We start from the raw sequence: 14,287 nt of genomic DNA on the forward strand, positions 1-14,287 counted from the left end.
TTCGGGGCGACGTGATCGGCGCTCCCGGCCCTCACGTGCCGGTGCGGCGTGGCGCGACCCCCACCAGGGCGCGGGCGATGAGCCCTGCCTTGACGATATCGGGCACGCGCACCCGAACGGTCGGTGCGGGGTCGGCTCGGAGCCGGCGCGAGAGCTCGGCAAACAGGTCGTGTGCCGCGATCACGGCGCGCCGACAGTCAGCTGGCAGTTGGGGGATAACCGCGGCAGCAGCGGCGAGGTCAGCATCGATCCGGTCGAGGATCGCTTCACGGTCATGATCACCTGTCGCGATGCCGAGATAGTCACGTCCGAGCGTTGCCTCGTCGTGGTCCAGGTCGCGCAGGAAGTTGACGTCCTGGAAGGCAGCGCCCAGACGCCTGGCGCCGTCGACCAGTTCGGGCGTGGGACCGGACGGTGAGGGCTGGCCGGCATTGACGAAAACCTGCAGGCACATGAGTCCGACGACCTCGGCCGATCCGTACACATACGAGTCGTGGGAGGCGTCGTCGTGGGAGGCGACGGTGAGGTCGGTTCGCATCGATGCAAAAAAAGGATCGATGAGGTCGGCGCCGATGACGCACTCGCGTGCGGTGCGTGCGAAGGCGTGCACCACGAGGTTGCTGCTGAAACGCCTCTCGATCGCGCCCATCGTCTCTTCCTGTAGCGCATCGAGGAGGGCAGCGGCTTGCGTGGCATCCAAGCCCGCTTCGATGGCGGGGCCGTCGACAATCTCATCGGCGACGCGCACGAGGGCGTAGATGTTGCGCACGTGCGTGCGGGCTCGGGATCCGAGGAGGCGCGTGGCCATGCCGAACGAGGTCGAGTACGCCGCGATCACGGCGGCGGCAGCCTCGTCGGCTGCGTTGTCGTAGAGGGCGATTCCTGTCGGCTGATGGCTCACGGAATGCGCTCCTCCACTGCCGCGGCGAGCGTGTCGGCCAAGGTCACCGCACGAGGCGGGAGCGTCGAGCGGGAGGCGCGTCGTCGCACATCCGAGAGGTTCTCGGCGATGAGCTGATGAAGTCTTTCCCGGGCGCCGCTGGCTTCGAGAGCGGATTGAGCGTGTCGGATCGCGATCGGACCGGTATGGGCAACGGCGAGCGTGCTGGTCACCAAGGGCCACTGTGCGCTCTCGCGGGCGAGTGCGATGAGTGGCGTTCGCTTGGACTCGCGGAGGTCGCTTCCGGCAGCTTTGCCGGCTTGTTCCGCAGTGCCGAACGCGCCGATGAGGTCATCGACCAGTTGGAATGCCAGGCCCAGGGACCCACCGATGCGTTCGAGGTCGGCGATCCAGGTCGATGGTGCGCCGGCGAGTATCGCACCGGCGCACAAGGGGGCGGTGAACGAGTACACGGCGGTCTTGTTGTAGGTGGCGGCGAGAATATCCGCCTGTTCCGCGAGGTCGGGGGCCACGCTGTTCTCGACGTCGGCGAGTTCTCCGGCTGCCGAAACGAAGACCGCGTCGTCGAGCAAGTCAAGCAGCCGGGCCCGTTGTGAGTCGGGGACTTCGGCCAGCGCCACCATGCGGGTCGCTTCGTGAAGCAGCAGGTCTCCGGCGAGGATCGCCGCAGCATCCCCGAGCAGCGCGGCGCCCTTTGCGTCAGCGCCCTGCGTCTTCGCTCGAATGCGGAATCGACCGGCGACGTTGGGTACGCCTCGCCTGGTGACGTCATGGTCGATGACGTCGTCGTGGATGACGAATGCGCTATGCAGCAGCTCGAAGGCTGCGGCGACCGAGGGCAGGCTCGGTGCGCGCTGCAGGTCGCCGCCGACCGCGAGAAAGGATGCCACGACGAGCTGCGGCCGCAGGCGCTTGCCGCCGGCGGTCGCGCTGCTCACGGCTGCCGTGAGCGCCGACATGGACTCTCCCTGTGTCGTCGCCCGTGCGGCAAGTCGCGCGAGGGCGTCGTCGATAGCGGTGTCGACGGCGATGCGGGCGGCGTCGGGAATCATGACGCTCTTCGCTGCAATTGCGGCGATTCGAAGAGGCGGAGCTGCTGGGACTGCAAGACGAGCCACGGGCTGAAGGCCCACGGAGTGGTGATCAGCGACGCGCCGAGCTCGTCAGGACCCACCCAGCGCGCCTCGGCGACCTCGAGCGGGTTCGGCGCCACTTCGTCGTCGGTGCGTGCGATGTATACGGGGCAAATCTCGTTCTCAACGATTCCGCCCGCATCGACCGCGCGGTAGCGGAAGAGGGGGAGCGCGAGCTCAATGTCTGTCAGACGGATGCCGAGCTCGAACTCGCCGCGACGCTGAACTGCCGACAGCAGCGGCTCTGCAGGCCGGGGGTGACCGCAGAACGAGTTGGTCCATACGCCCGGCCAGGTCTTCTTGTCGAGTGCTCGGCGAGTGACGAGAACCTGGCCGTCGGCGTTGAGGACATGGCACGAAAAAGCGAGATGGAGGGCGGTTTCGGTGCCATGCACACTGCTCTTCGGGGCGGTGCCTACCGGGTTGCCGTCGTCGTCCAGCAAGACCACATGGTCGCCATCCGTCATTGCTCCTCCTCCTATATCGCTAGTTTAGCTAGCGATATCTCCCGTCTGATGATAACAAGGAGTGGAAAGGGGTGTCCATCATGACCACGCCGTGGGTTCCGCAGACTCCACACCAGCAGGCTGTGCTGGAGGTTCTGCTGAGCATCCGTGCGCTCAATGATGCCATGGACCGCATGAACGGCGGCATGAAAGATGACATGGACATGAACGCGACGGATCTCGCGGCCTTGCGCATGATGATCGTGCGAGAGCAGCGGGGCGACTCCGTGAGCCCGCACGAGGTCGCGAAGCACCTGCGAATATCGACGGCTTCGACGACGAAGCTGCTGGACCGGCTGGAGAGTGCCGGCTATATCGAGCGACACCCGCATCCCCGTGATCGCCGGGCGCGCATCCTGACGTTGACCGCGCACTCGCGGGCGACCTTCTTCAAGCACTTCTCCGAGCACCTCGAGCAGATGCGTCGCGTGACGGAGCCGTATACGGAGGATGAGCTGAAGCTCATTGGGCGGTACTTGAGCGACGTGAGCCAGGCGATTGACCCCAGCTGAGCTCACCTCGGTGCGCTGCCGGAGCAATGCAGAAGGCCCCGGATCTTGTGGATCCGGGGCCTTCTCTTGGTTGCGGGGGCAGGATTTGAACCTACGACCTCTGGGTTATGAGCCCAGCGAGCTACCGAACTGCTCCACCCCGCGGCACAAGGATCAACTTTAGCACGGTTCCCGAAGCCTCGCACATCGGACGGCGGAGCCGGGGTTGCCGGTTGCCTCGACTCGTCCGCTCCGAGGAGGATGGCCGCATGATGGCAACCCCGGGCGAGATTTCGGCGGCATCATCCGGCGACGCCGCGTTCGACGGACGATCCGAGACGCCGAGCCAGCGCGCCGATCGCAACTGGGATGACGTGCTGCAGGAGTTGCGCGTGCTCCAGACCGGCACGCAGATCCTCACGGGATTTCTGCTGGCTGTCGCGTTCCAACCAGCGTTCGGCGATCTGACGGACCCACAGCGTGCCTTCTACCTCGTTCTCCTGGTGCTCGCGGCTCTCAGCGCGATCATCGCCTTGGCGCCGGTGGCGATGCACCGCAGCCTGTTCCGTAGGCTCGCCAAACCCGACGTCGTGATCTTCGGCCACCGCGCACTCATCGGTGCTCTGGCGACGGTGGGTATCCTTCTGGTCGGGGTTGTCGCTTTCGTCTTCGACGTCGTTCTGGGGTTCGACCCAGCCTGGATCGCGGCAGCTGCCCTCGGCGCCGCCGTTGTCATCCTGTGGCTCGTCGTGCCGGGGTATTTGCGCAGACACCATTCGCGAAAGGCAGACCGCTCATGACCCGGATGCCGGCACCGGCCGTCGCCGTGGCGATCGCGCAGTTCGCGCCGTCTGCAGACAGCGAGGCCAACGCGCGCCAGATTGATCGAATGGTCGACGTGGCAGCTGATCGCGGCGCGAAGCTCGTCGTGTTCCCCGAGTACTCCAGTTACTTCGTGGACCCGTTCGACCAGACGCTCGCTCGTCACGCGCAGGACGTGGATGGGCCGTTTGTTGCGGCATTGCACCAGTCAGCGCAGCGCACCGGCGCGGTGATCGTCGCTGGCCTGATCGAGACAGCCAGCAACCCCGGGAAGGTGCGCAACGCAGTCGTCGCCGTCGGTCCGGGCGGCCTCCTGGCTGTATACCGCAAGCTCCATCTCTACGATGCATTCGGGCAGCGGGAGTCTGATTGGGTCGAAGCGGGCGAGATCGCGCCGCCGCAGACCTTTGAGGTTGGCGGGCTGCGCTGGGGACTCATGACGTGTTACGACCTGCGCTTCCCGGAGGTCGCACGAACTCTCGCGGATGCCGGAGTGGAAGGCATGGTGGTGCCCGCAGCCTGGGTGCGGGGACCACTCAAAGAGTTTCAGTGGCAGACGCTGCTCGCGGCCCGCGCGATCGAGAACACGGTGTTCGTCGCGGCAGCCGACCACCCGCCGCCGCTGGGTGTTGGGGCCTCGGTGGTGCTCGACCCTCAGGGCGTGGCGATCGCCGGGGTTGGGACCGGTACCGACGTTGCGGTCGGCTACGTGGACCCGGATGCCGTGGATCGCGTCCGGCGCGTCAACCCGGCCCTCCGGCTGCGTCGGTTCGACGTGATCCCGCGCCCGTAAACGGTGTCGTCGGTGCGGCACCGAACGAGAGCATGACGACTGCATAGTCCGCTCCCGACTCAGCCATAGGATTCACACAGCATCCGGCGGCACCGTTGATGGTGCTTGGAAGGAGCATCCATGAGCACCGAGAACACCGCAGACCCCACCGACTCGCAGCGTCCCGCTGACGCCGCGGGAACAGACCTCCCCGAACAGGGCACCGACGCCTCCGCTTCGACCGCCGACGCCGCGGCGCCGACCACCGACGCGACCGAGCAGGTCGCCGATGCGGTGGCGGCTCATGCTCCTGCACCGGCAGGGTCGACGCAGCCGACCGAACCGCTGCCGCCTGCCCCCGGGGCATCCTCTGCCGCAGGCGCGTCACCGGTGTGGGCTCCTCCAGCGGCTGGTACCCACCACCCGCAGTCCCCCTACGCGCAGGCGCCGTTCACCTCTCCGGGTACTGCCCCGCAGTATGCCTTCGCTCCCACCACGACGGCGGCGCCCCGCGCCAAGGTCGGCGCAGGCGCGGTCGCCGGGATCATCATTGCCGCAGCACTCGTGGGCGGTGCCGCAGGCCTTGGCGGCGCCTACGCCGGGGCCGCGTTGTTCGCCCCCGACACCGTGACGACGGCATCCGGACCCGCGAGTGTGACAGTCAATGACACGTCGTCTGTGACGCAGACGACGGGGATCGCGACCAAGGTTCTCCCGAGCGTTGTGACCATCGAGGCAACCTCCTCCAGCGGCGGCGGAACCGGGTCAGGCGTCGTGCTGACCTCTGACGGTTACGTCGTCACCAACACGCACGTCGTCACCCTCGACGGTGCGACCGGAGACGCGACGGTCCGGGTCACCACGTCAGACGGGCGCGTCTATGACGCTGATGTCGTCGGCACCGACCCCACCTACGACCTCGCCGTGATCAAGCTCGTGGGCGCCGAGGACCTGACGCCGATCGAGTTCGCGGACTCCTCGGACCTGAACGTCGGCGACCAGGCTGTCGCCATCGGCGCGCCGCTGGGGCTGTCGAACACGGTGACCACGGGTATCGTGAGCGCACTCAACCGGTCGATCCAGATCTCCTCGTCCGCTGCGCCCGACACCGAACAGAGCGACCCCAACTCCGAGGGCAACGGGACGCAAGGGCCGTTCTACTTCGACTTCGGTCAGGGTAACCAGGGCAGCACCGGGTCGAGCGAAACGATCTCGATCGCGGTGATCCAGACGGATGCCGCCATCAACCCCGGAAACTCGGGTGGTGCCCTGGTGGACTCCGATGGCAAGCTCATCGGCATCAACGTCGCCATCGCTTCTGCGGGCGGATCTTCAGGTCAGTCGGGCTCCATCGGCGTCGGCTTCTCGATCCCCTCGAACGTTGTCGAGCGCGTGACGCAGGAGATCATCGACACCGGTTCGGCGACGCACGGACTGCTCGGTGCGAGTGTGCAGAACGCGGCAGCGATCGCTGATTCGACGATCACGGGCGCGTACATCGCCGAGGTGACCGACGGCGGCGCGGCTCAGCGCGGTGGCCTGCAGGCAGGTGACATCGTGACGGGCTTCAACGGTGTGCCGATCTCGGACGCAACGGATCTCACCGCCCAGGTGCGTGCCGCGGCGGCCGGAAGCGATGCAAAGGTGACCTTCGTTCGCGATGGTCAGACCCGCACGGTCGACGTGACGCTCGGCCAGCTCGGCTCGTGATCGCAGCCTGAGGTTCGATCTCCACACACCCGACCGACGCCGCCCCGGACTATTCCGGGGCGGCGTCGGTCGCCTGCGTGCCTGGGTCTTTGTCGGGACGACGCGTGATGCTCCGAGCCGCACCGCCGATCGCCGTCGTGCCCTTGGAGACACCACTGCCGATCACTGACGCACCCCGGCTCACGCCGCTACCCACGGCAGAACCTGCTCTCCGCACGGCCGAAACCGCAGAGTGCTCCAGCCGCCGGGCGCCGGGAAGCGGCGCGGTCTCTGGGGGCAGAGCCTGCGGAGGAATGCCGAAGGCTCGGCGCGAGCCCGCGAGCACCCGGCGGCCGAGGATGTGATTGCCCGTGCCGCCGATAGCCGCACCGATACCGAACGGGAGGGCTTTGCCGATCCAGGAGGCTCCGCCCTTGGCGGCGAACTGGCGGACGAAGGTGGTCTTCAGGCGATCGACGAGAGGCCCCATCGCTGCCTTCGGGATCGTCTTGGTGACCATCTCGCCCCAGTAGGTCGAGCGCGTCGGCCCACGCCCGGTCGCCTGGTTCGCCAGCTGCGAGACGAGGTCAATGCCTTCTTGTCCGAGCAGCAGCATCAGCACGAGCGCGCGGGCGCGGTTGGGATCCGAGACGGGAATGCCGTGCACTTCGGCGACAGACTGCGCGAACAGTGTCGTCGCTTCGAGGAACCCGATGGTTTCGACGCCGCTCAGCGCGAGGGTGACGCCGGTGCCGATACCGGGAATGACGGCCGTGGCGCCTACCGCCGCGCCACCGGTGGTCACCGCGGCGAGGTAACGCCGCTCGAGGGTGCGGATGATCTGGGTGGAGGTTGCGTTCGGTTGGCGAAGACGGATGCTGCGCACGTGAGCGAGCACGACCGGTCGCTGGATTGCCAGCACACGATCAAGCGCTCGGATGAACATCGGGTGCTCGTCCGATCCTTCCGGAGGAAGCCCACCCGACCAGGGGGCGTCATCCGGCAGCGAATGGATCTGATGGACCTTGTCGGCCATGGCGTGATCCTAAGCGCTTCGGCTGGGCATCCGCCTGGCATGGAGTGTCATCGGGGGGTTGATGCAGGGGTCGATTGATAGTTTGGAGCGGTGACTGAGGCGACGGATCTTCCCGACGAGTCCTCCGGCGAGACCGGCAAGACACCGGGGGAGGGATCCGCGAAGAAGCCGGCATCGCCCCGCACGCCGCGCGCACCGCGCAAAACGTCCACCTCTCGGACGACCGCCTCGAAGGCGTCGGGCTCCAGTCCCCGCACGCCGCGCAAGCCCGCAGCGACGCGGCCGGCGACCCCGCGCAAGAGGCCTGTCTCGGCAGCGAGGCCGCCCGAGCAACACGATGCGGCATCCGCTGAGCCTGAGGTGACCGCGGTCGATGGCGTGCCGGTTGATCCTGCACTCGAGTCCGCGCTGGAGTCCATCGCAGCGAGCGAGACCCGCGATGACGTCGACGAGGCCGTGGCGCCGAAGGTCGACGATGCCGTAGCCCCGGAGGTTGACGAGACCGAACCGGTGGAGGTCGCCGTGGCAGATGACTCAGCGACAGCTGAGGAGCCGGCGCCCGCGCCCGCGTTGGTGCTGCGCGACATCCGTAAGTCGTTCGGAGATCTTCAGGCACTGGACGGGATCAGCCTCGAGGTTCCCGTCGGCAGCTTCTACGGGATTGTCGGTCCCAACGGGGCGGGTAAGACGACGACCCTGTCGATCATCGCGGGTCTGCTTCGCGCCGACTCCGGCGAGATCACCATCGCTGGCGTGGATGCCGCGGCCAAGCCCGTGGCTGCGAAGCGGCTCATGGGCGTGCTTCCCGACCGATTCCGCACGTTCGACCGGCTGACCGGTCGTCAGCTGCTCTACTACTACGGCGCACTGCGAGGTCTCCCACCAGCAGAGGTCGAGCGACGCACGATTGACCTTGCCCGCGCCTTTGACCTCACGGAATCACTCGGCCGAGTCGTCTCCGATTACTCCGCCGGTATGTCCAAGAAGATCATGCTCGCCGGCGCTCTCATCCATTCGCCCCGCGTGCTGGTACTCGACGAGCCCTTTGAAGCCGTCGATCCGGTCTCGAGTGCGGCCATTCTCGACATCCTGCACGCCTACGTCGCGCACGGCGGAACCGTCATCCTCTCCAGCCACGGCATGGAGTTGGTCGAGCGGGTGTGCTCTCGCGTCGCGGTGATCGTCGCCGGCTCTCTGGTGGCCGAAGGAACGATCGATGAGGTGCGGGGCGAGGCCAGCCTCGAAGAGCGATTCGTCGAACTCGTCGGCGGGGCGGGCGAGCTGGAGGGCCTCGAGTGGTTGCACACGTTCTCCGACTGAGACTCGCGCTGCTGCTCGGTGCTTTCCGCGGAGATCCGCAGAAGGTCACTCGGGGTGTGGTCGGGGGGCTCCTGCTGCTGGCGGCGACCGTCGCTGCCTGCTGGGCTCTCCTGGGGGTGCAGGAGTCATCGACCGCCGCTGTCGCGGCAATCACCGTTTTCTGCGGGGCAACGCTGACGCTGGCCTTCGCGTTGGCGCCCATCGTCGCCGCGGTCACCGATCCGCTCGATCCGCGCCGGTTCCGGGTCTTCGCGCTTGCTCCTGATCCTCTGGCGGGAGCGCTCGCCCTCGCCGGGCTGTTCAGCGTGCCGGTGCTCGGCTTAGTCGCGCTCGCCGTGTGCGCGGCTGTTGTCTGGGTGGCTGCGGGGGCTACCGTCATAGCGGCGATCATGGCCACCATCATCGGGGTGGCGACCTGTGTCCTGTTCGCCCGTGTCGCGCTCGGGGTTGCCGGCCTCATCTTCGGTGATCGCCGGTCGAGAGAGCTCTCCGGGCTTCTGCTCGTCACGGTTCTGGTGATCGTCGTCCCCGTGGGCGTCTTTCTCGCATCGCTTGACTGGCGTGGCACCGTTCCTGGCCCGTTGCAGCAGGTGGTCGACGTCCTGAGTTTCACTCCCATCGGCGCCGCGTGGGCCTTTCCTCTGCTGTTCACGCGGGGCGACGCATCCGGGTTCCTTGCCCTGATCGTCGCGCTGGCAACTGTCGTCGCGCTGGGGTTTGCGTGGCTCGCGCTAGTGCGTCACTTCCTCTCGAGTATCGAGAAGCCGCTGACAACGCGGGAACGCGGCGGACTCGGGTGGTTCAGCGTCGTTCCCGGCACCCCCGGGGGAGCTGTCGCCGCCCGAAGCCTGGTGTACTGGCTGCGCGACCGGCGGTACCTCGTGAACACCCTCGTGATTCCTGTCGCCGCCGTGGCGACCGTGGTGCCCCTGTTGATCGCCGGCGTTCCCGCCAACGTCGCGGCGCTCGTTCCGATCCTGTTCGTCGCGCTCTTTTTCGGATGGCTGCCGCACAACGACCTCGCGTACGACTCGACGGCGATCTGGATGCATGTCGCGAGCGGCCTGCGCGGCCTTCCCGACCGCGTCGGGCGGCTTGTTCCGATCCTCGTCATCGCCATACCGGTGCTGGCCATCGGTATTCCGGTGTCTGTCGCCCTTCACGGACGGTGGGCGATCGCACCGGCCATCGTCGGCGTGTGCGTGTCACTGTTTTTCTCAGGCCTCGGCTTGTCGAGTATCGCCTCGGCTGCCTCGCCCTATCCCGTCACACCGCCGGGCGAGAGCCCGTTCCAGCAGCCGCAGCGCACCGGATCCAGCGGAGCGGTGTCCCAGGCCCTCGTCATGCTCGGTGCCTTGGCCGTGTCGGCGCCGAGCCTGTGGTGGACCTGGCTCGCCCTCACGCGCACGATCGAGGCCGCCGCGCTCGCCCTCTGGGTCGGTGTTGCGACGGGGCTCGGAGTGCTCGTGCTCGGCGTGGCCATCGGGGCTGCCGTGTTCTCACGCCGCACCGGGCGGATCATGGAGTTCGCCGAGGCATCCTGACGGCTCTTCTGCGCCGCCGCTCGTGCCGGATGCGGGCAGGTGAGCCCGAGCCGGGGCCGGATGCCGGGACTACACTGACTGACCATGAGCACTCCGCTGGACAGCCCCGACCAGGGCGGACTTGCGACCCTCGATCGCGAGCTCGAAGAGCTCCTCCGAGAAGAGACCGTCGAACCCGGGGACCACGAGCGGTTCTCGCACTACGTCAAGAAAGACAAGATCCTCGAGTCGGCTCTCACCGGAAAGCCCGTCAAGGCGCTGTGCGGCAAGAAGTGGACCCCCGGCCGCGACCCCGAGAAGTTCCCGGTGTGCCCGACCTGCAAAGAGATCTACGAGCGGATGCAGCACTGACCCGCAGCGCTCGGGCGGTCAGCCCGCGTGGTACGTGGTCTCCAGGGCAGGCTCGGAACGGCTGAGTGCCAGTGCCGCGAGCGGAAGTTCGGCGCGGACGCGTGCGTGGTGATCCCGAGCGACGCTGGCCCCATGGGGTCCCTCGGCCGAAGCATCGATCTCGCCGTGGACCACGAGCGGAACCTGCAGGGCACGGGCATCCGCATGCGGCGCCGGCGTCTCGCGGTGCTCGAAACCTTCGGCGACGACGATGAGCTCTTCGCGGGCAATCCCGTCCTCAAGGATTCGAAAAGCCGTCTTTCGCCCGCCCTGCGAGGCTTTGGCCGTTGAGGTCTTCGCCACCGGAATCCACGCTCCGCCGGCATCCTGGCGTGCCACGAGCTTGTAGACAAGGCCCGCCGTCGGCGAGCCGGAGCCCGTCGCCAGCGCCGTGCCGACGCCGTAAGCATCCACCGGGGATGCCGCCAGCGCCGCGATCGCAAACTCGTCGAGGTCGCTGGTGACCGTGATGCGGGTGTCGCGCGCGCCGAGGGCATCCAGTTGCCGCCGCACCTGCGCGGCGACGACCGGGAGATCACCCGAGTCGATGCGTACCCCGCCGAGCCCGCTGCCGGCAACCGTGATCGCCGTTGCCACGCCGGTTTCGACGTCGTACGTGTCGATGAGCAGTGTCGTCTGGTCGCCGAGGGCCCGCAGTTGCGCTGCGAAAGCATCGGCTTCGGTGTCGTGGAGCAAGGTCCAGCTGTGTGCTGCCGTGCCCATCGTGGGGATGCCCCACTGGCGCCCCGCCTCCAGGTTGCTTGTCGCGCCGAATCCCGCGATGAAGGCGGCCCGCGCGGCAGCGACAGCTGACCATTCGCCGGTTCGCCGCGAGCCCATCTCGGCGAGGGGGCGGTCACCGGCGGCGATGCTCATGCGTGCCGCGGCCGCGGCAACCGCGGAGTCGTAGTTCAGAACGCTCAAGGCAAGGGTCTCGAGGATGACGGCCTCAGCAAAGGTTCCCTCGATCGTCAGCAGCGGCGACCCCGGGAAGTAGAGCTCTCCTTCGCGGTATCCGTGGATCGATCCCGTGAAGCGGTACTGCTCGAGAAAGCGCAGCGTCTGGGCATCCACGACTCGCTCGTCACGCAGGAAGCGCAGCTCGTCGTCGCCGAACCGGAAGTCGCGGAGGAGGCTCAGGAGGCGCCCGGTGCCTGCCACGACGCCGAACCGGCGGCCGCCGGGGAGGCGGCGCGCGAAGACGTCGAAGACGCATCGGCGCGAGGCAGTGCCGTCGTGCAGTGCGGCATCGAGCATCGTCAGTTCGTACCGGTCGGTGAGCAGTGCCGTGCTGACGGATGCTGTCATGCGCGCCAGCCTAGTGATGGGGCCGCCGCGGCATCCATCCCGTGCCGGGTAGCGGCGCGTGGGAGACGAGCGCTGGCGTAGGCTGGTGCACCGTGAACAACGCGCCGATCGGGATCTTCGACTCCGGTGTCGGCGGGCTCACCGTAGCGCGGGCCATCTCGGACCAGCTGCCCCGCGAGTCGCTGCTCTACATCGGTGACACCGCCCACTCGCCCTACGGGCCCAAGCCGATCGCCGATGTGCGCCGCTACTCGCTCGAGGTGCTCGACGCCCTCGTCGCGCAGGGCGTGAAAATGCTCGTGATCGCCTGCAACACGGCATCCGCTGCCGTCTTGCGCGATGCCCGCGAACGCTACGACGTCCCCGTCGTCGAGGTGATCGGCCCCGCAGTCCGGACGGCGATGTCGACGACCCGGTCGGGACGGATCGGCGTCATCGGCACGACCGGCACGATCGGCTCGCGCGCGTACCAGGACATGCTCGAGGTCAACGACCGGCTCGCTGTGTTCGCGCAGGCGTGCCCGCGTTTCGTCGACTTCGTCGAGGCGGGCGAGACCGATACCCCCGACGTGCTCGCAGTCGCCGAGGAGTACCTCGCGCCGCTCCGGCACGCCGCCGTGGACACTCTCGTGCTCGGCTGCACGCACTACCCGTTCCTGAAGGGTGCCATCAGCTACGTCATGGGGCCGGATGTCTCGCTCGTCTCCAGCGACACCGAGACGGCGAACGACGTGTACCGGCAGCTCGTGAGCCGGGATCTGCTGGCGGGAACGGATGCCACGGCGACCCACACCTACGAAGCGACCGGCGACTCAGCTGACGAGTTCGTGCGACTTGCCCACCGACTCATGGGTCGCGAGGTGCGAGACGTTCGCCTCGTACAGACCGGAGCCATCGACCTGCGGCGCTGACCTGCCGCACTGACCGACGCCCCGCCGAGGCGGAGCATCCGACCCGAAAGAGAACCCGCATGAGCGAGATCACCCGCGCCGATGGCCGCGCCGTCGACCAGTTGCGCCCCATCACGATCGAACGAGGCTGGTCGGCCCAGGCAGAAGGATCAGCGCTGATCAGCTTCGGTGGAACCCGCGTGCTGTGCACGGCATCCTTCACCAACGGTGTGCCGCGCTGGCTCACCGGCAAGGGCAAGGGCTGGGTCACCGCTGAATACGCGATGCTGCCGCGCGCGACCAACGATCGCAACGACCGCGAAAGCGTCAAGGGCAAGATCGGCGGGCGCACGCACGAGATTTCGCGCCTTATCGGCCGGGCTCTGCGGGCCGTCGTCGACACGAAGGCACTCGGCGAGAACACGATCGTGATCGACTGCGACGTGTTGCAGGCCGACGGGGGAACCCGAACCGCGGCAATCACCGGAGCCTACGTGGCGCTCGCCGATGCGATCGAGTGGGGCCGGCGCAAGAAGTTCATCGGCCAGAAATCGCAGGTGCTGCTCGACTCAGTGGCCGCCGTCTCGGTCGGCATCATCGACGGTGAGCCGATGCTCGACCTCGCCTACGTCGAGGACGTCCGTGCCGAGACCGACATGAACGTCGTCGTGACGGGGCGCGGGTTGTTCGTCGAGGTGCAGGGCACGGCCGAGGGTGCGCCCTTCGACAAGCGGGAGCTTGACGCACTCCTCGAACTGGGTCTGTCGGGATGCGCGACCCTGCGCGACATCCAGACCGACACGCTCAGCACTGACTCCCGAAGCGCGGGTGAGTGACCGGATGCCGCAGCAGATCGTCCTGGCAACCCACAACCCCCACAAGGTAGCCGAGTTTGGCCGGATCGTCGCGGCGACCCGTCCCGACCTGCACGTCATCGGCTACGACGGGCCCGAGCCCGTCGAGGACGGCGTCAACTTCGCCGAGAACGCCCTGATCAAGGCGCGGGCGGCCGCCCGTCACACGGGCCTCGCGGCGCTCGCCGATGACTCCGGCATCGCTGTCAGCGTGATGGGCGGGGCGCCGGGAATCTTCTCGGCGTACTGGGCAGGTCACAAGAAGGATGCCGCCGCGAACATGCATCTGTTGCTGGACCAGCTCTCTGACATCGCAGACCCGCATCGCAAGGCATCGTTCGTGTCGACCATCGCGCTTGTCGTCCCCGAACCGGGGTCGACGGCCTTCGCCATGGAGCACGTGGTCGAGGGGCACTGGCACGGGCGCCTTGCCACGGAACCGCGCGGCGACGGCGGGTTCGGCTACGACCCGATCTTCATCCCCGACGGCCAGGAACCGGGCGCAGAGCGCACTGTCGGACAGTGGAGCCCGGAGGAGAAGACCGCGGCATCCCACCGCGCCCAGGCCTTCATCGCCCTCGCGCCCCTGTTGTCGGCGCTCTGAGCGCGGGTACGGAAGCGAGAATCAGAC

Annotated in this window: 15 protein-coding genes and 1 tRNA gene; 10 read left to right on the top strand and 6 right to left on the bottom strand. The window is 67.6% G+C overall.

Going from position 1 to position 14,287, the window contains the following annotated elements; genetic code table 11:
* Window positions 1–31: 31 nt before the first annotated feature.
* Genes ACQVDU_RS01700 through idi form a run of 3 tightly spaced genes read right to left on the bottom strand, consistent with a single transcriptional unit; the run spans window position 32 to window position 2,501 of the window.
* A complete protein-coding gene (locus tag ACQVDU_RS01700) occupies window positions 32–901 on the bottom strand; it encodes a phytoene/squalene synthase family protein (protein ID WP_300590860.1) in 870 nt (289 codons plus the stop codon).
* Complete coding sequence (locus ACQVDU_RS01705; RefSeq protein ID WP_300590859.1) at window positions 898–1,953, bottom strand: polyprenyl synthetase family protein; 1,056 nt, start codon at window positions 1,951–1,953, stop codon at window positions 898–900. Before ACQVDU_RS01705 ends, ACQVDU_RS01700 begins: the two co-directional genes overlap by 4 nt.
* A complete protein-coding gene (gene idi, locus ACQVDU_RS01710; protein ID WP_443476130.1) occupies window positions 1,950–2,501 on the bottom strand; it encodes an isopentenyl-diphosphate Delta-isomerase in 552 nt (183 codons plus the stop codon). Before idi ends, ACQVDU_RS01705 begins: the two co-directional genes overlap by 4 nt.
* An 80-nt stretch (window positions 2,502–2,581) precedes the next feature.
* Between idi and ACQVDU_RS01715 the strand changes: the two genes are divergently transcribed.
* A complete protein-coding gene (locus tag ACQVDU_RS01715) occupies window positions 2,582–3,052 on the top strand; it encodes a MarR family winged helix-turn-helix transcriptional regulator (RefSeq protein WP_300590857.1) in 471 nt (156 codons plus the stop codon).
* 67 nt (window positions 3,053–3,119) lie between these two features.
* On the opposite strand, the gene ACQVDU_RS01720 is transcribed toward ACQVDU_RS01715, so the two are convergent.
* A tRNA-Met gene (locus tag ACQVDU_RS01720) sits at window positions 3,120–3,196 on the bottom strand.
* Window positions 3,197–3,300: 104 nt separating this feature from the next.
* Between ACQVDU_RS01720 and ACQVDU_RS01725 the strand changes: the two genes are divergently transcribed.
* The 3 genes from ACQVDU_RS01725 to ACQVDU_RS01735 all read left to right on the top strand — a co-directional run bounded on the left by ACQVDU_RS01725 (window position 3,301) and on the right by ACQVDU_RS01735 (window position 6,335).
* Window positions 3,301–3,831, top strand: coding sequence for a DUF6328 family protein (locus ACQVDU_RS01725; protein WP_443476131.1), 531 nt, complete (start codon window positions 3,301–3,303; stop codon window positions 3,829–3,831).
* A 5-nt stretch (window positions 3,832–3,836) separates the two neighbouring features.
* Window positions 3,837–4,646, top strand: a complete 810-nt coding sequence (locus ACQVDU_RS01730) for a carbon-nitrogen hydrolase family protein (protein ID WP_300590343.1) — start codon at window positions 3,837–3,839, stop codon at window positions 4,644–4,646.
* A gap of 120 nt (window positions 4,647–4,766) precedes the next feature.
* A complete protein-coding gene (locus tag ACQVDU_RS01735) occupies window positions 4,767–6,335 on the top strand; it encodes a S1C family serine protease (protein WP_443476132.1) in 1,569 nt (522 codons plus the stop codon).
* Between the two features lie 49 nt (window positions 6,336–6,384).
* Here the strand turns inward: ACQVDU_RS01735 and ACQVDU_RS01740 are convergent, their stop codons facing one another.
* Window positions 6,385–7,350, bottom strand: coding sequence for a hypothetical protein (locus ACQVDU_RS01740; RefSeq protein WP_443476133.1), 966 nt, complete (start codon window positions 7,348–7,350; stop codon window positions 6,385–6,387).
* 90 nt (window positions 7,351–7,440) lie between these two features.
* Between ACQVDU_RS01740 and ACQVDU_RS01745 the strand changes: the two genes are divergently transcribed.
* The 3 genes from ACQVDU_RS01745 to ACQVDU_RS01755 all read left to right on the top strand — a co-directional run bounded on the left by ACQVDU_RS01745 (window position 7,441) and on the right by ACQVDU_RS01755 (window position 10,565).
* Window positions 7,441–8,670 carry an ATP-binding cassette domain-containing protein gene (locus ACQVDU_RS01745; RefSeq protein ID WP_443476134.1) on the top strand — a complete coding sequence of 410 codons (1,230 nt, stop codon included), beginning with the start codon at window positions 7,441–7,443 and terminating at the stop codon, window positions 8,668–8,670.
* The gene (locus tag ACQVDU_RS01750; RefSeq protein ID WP_443476135.1) at window positions 8,646–10,214 is read left to right on the top strand and encodes a hypothetical protein; all 1,569 of its coding nucleotides are present in this window, start codon (window positions 8,646–8,648) and stop codon (window positions 10,212–10,214) included. The genes ACQVDU_RS01745 and ACQVDU_RS01750 overlap by 25 nt, the downstream gene beginning before the upstream one ends.
* 84 nt (window positions 10,215–10,298) lie before the next feature.
* Window positions 10,299–10,565, top strand: a complete 267-nt coding sequence (locus tag ACQVDU_RS01755; RefSeq protein WP_292708570.1) for a DUF3039 domain-containing protein — start codon at window positions 10,299–10,301, stop codon at window positions 10,563–10,565.
* Between the two features lie 18 nt (window positions 10,566–10,583).
* Here ACQVDU_RS01755 and ACQVDU_RS01760 read toward each other — a convergent pair whose 3' ends face one another.
* Window positions 10,584–11,912: a nicotinate phosphoribosyltransferase gene (locus ACQVDU_RS01760; RefSeq protein ID WP_443476136.1), complete on the bottom strand. Its 1,329-nt coding sequence runs from the start codon at window positions 11,910–11,912 to the stop codon at window positions 10,584–10,586.
* Window positions 11,913–12,004: 92 nt separating this feature from the next.
* Between ACQVDU_RS01760 and murI the strand changes: the two genes are divergently transcribed.
* The 3 genes from murI to ACQVDU_RS01775 are packed head-to-tail and all read left to right on the top strand — an operon-like array spanning window position 12,005 to window position 14,260.
* Window positions 12,005–12,823: a glutamate racemase gene (murI, locus tag ACQVDU_RS01765; protein WP_300590338.1), complete on the top strand. Its 819-nt coding sequence runs from the start codon at window positions 12,005–12,007 to the stop codon at window positions 12,821–12,823.
* A gap of 59 nt (window positions 12,824–12,882) precedes the next feature.
* Window positions 12,883–13,638: a ribonuclease PH gene (gene rph, locus ACQVDU_RS01770; RefSeq protein WP_300590339.1), complete on the top strand. Its 756-nt coding sequence runs from the start codon at window positions 12,883–12,885 to the stop codon at window positions 13,636–13,638.
* Window positions 13,639–13,642: 4 nt separating this feature from the next.
* Complete coding sequence (locus ACQVDU_RS01775) at window positions 13,643–14,260, top strand: non-canonical purine NTP pyrophosphatase (protein WP_300590340.1); 618 nt, start codon at window positions 13,643–13,645, stop codon at window positions 14,258–14,260.
* Window positions 14,261–14,287 lie beyond the last annotated feature (27 nt).

It is taken from the genome of Microbacterium sp. F2 (assembly GCF_052274505.1).
GTDB lineage: Bacteria > Actinomycetota > Actinomycetes > Actinomycetales > Microbacteriaceae > Microbacterium.

Bases quoted from the DNA above. Each gene is read 5' to 3' on its own strand.
- ACQVDU_RS01705 (WP_300590859.1), bottom strand. From the start codon at position 1,953: ATGATTCCCGACGCCGCCCGCATCGCCGTCGACACCGCTATCGACGAC.
- idi (WP_443476130.1), bottom strand. From the start codon at position 2,501: ATGACGGATGGCGACCATGTGGTCTTGCTGGACGACGACGGCAACCCG.
- ACQVDU_RS01715 (WP_300590857.1), top strand. From the start codon at position 2,582: ATGACCACGCCGTGGGTTCCGCAGACTCCACACCAGCAGGCTGTGCTG.
- ACQVDU_RS01725 (WP_443476131.1), top strand. From the start codon at position 3,301: ATGATGGCAACCCCGGGCGAGATTTCGGCGGCATCATCCGGCGACGCC.
- ACQVDU_RS01730 (WP_300590343.1), top strand. From the start codon at position 3,837: ATGCCGGCACCGGCCGTCGCCGTGGCGATCGCGCAGTTCGCGCCGTCT.
- ACQVDU_RS01735 (WP_443476132.1), top strand. From the start codon at position 4,767: ATGAGCACCGAGAACACCGCAGACCCCACCGACTCGCAGCGTCCCGCT.
- ACQVDU_RS01740 (WP_443476133.1), bottom strand. From the start codon at position 7,350: ATGGCCGACAAGGTCCATCAGATCCATTCGCTGCCGGATGACGCCCCC.
- ACQVDU_RS01755 (WP_292708570.1), top strand. From the start codon at position 10,299: ATGAGCACTCCGCTGGACAGCCCCGACCAGGGCGGACTTGCGACCCTC.
- ACQVDU_RS01760 (WP_443476136.1), bottom strand. From the start codon at position 11,912: ATGACAGCATCCGTCAGCACGGCACTGCTCACCGACCGGTACGAACTG.
- rph (WP_300590339.1), top strand. From the start codon at position 12,883: ATGAGCGAGATCACCCGCGCCGATGGCCGCGCCGTCGACCAGTTGCGC.
- ACQVDU_RS01775 (WP_300590340.1), top strand. From the start codon at position 13,643: ATGCCGCAGCAGATCGTCCTGGCAACCCACAACCCCCACAAGGTAGCC.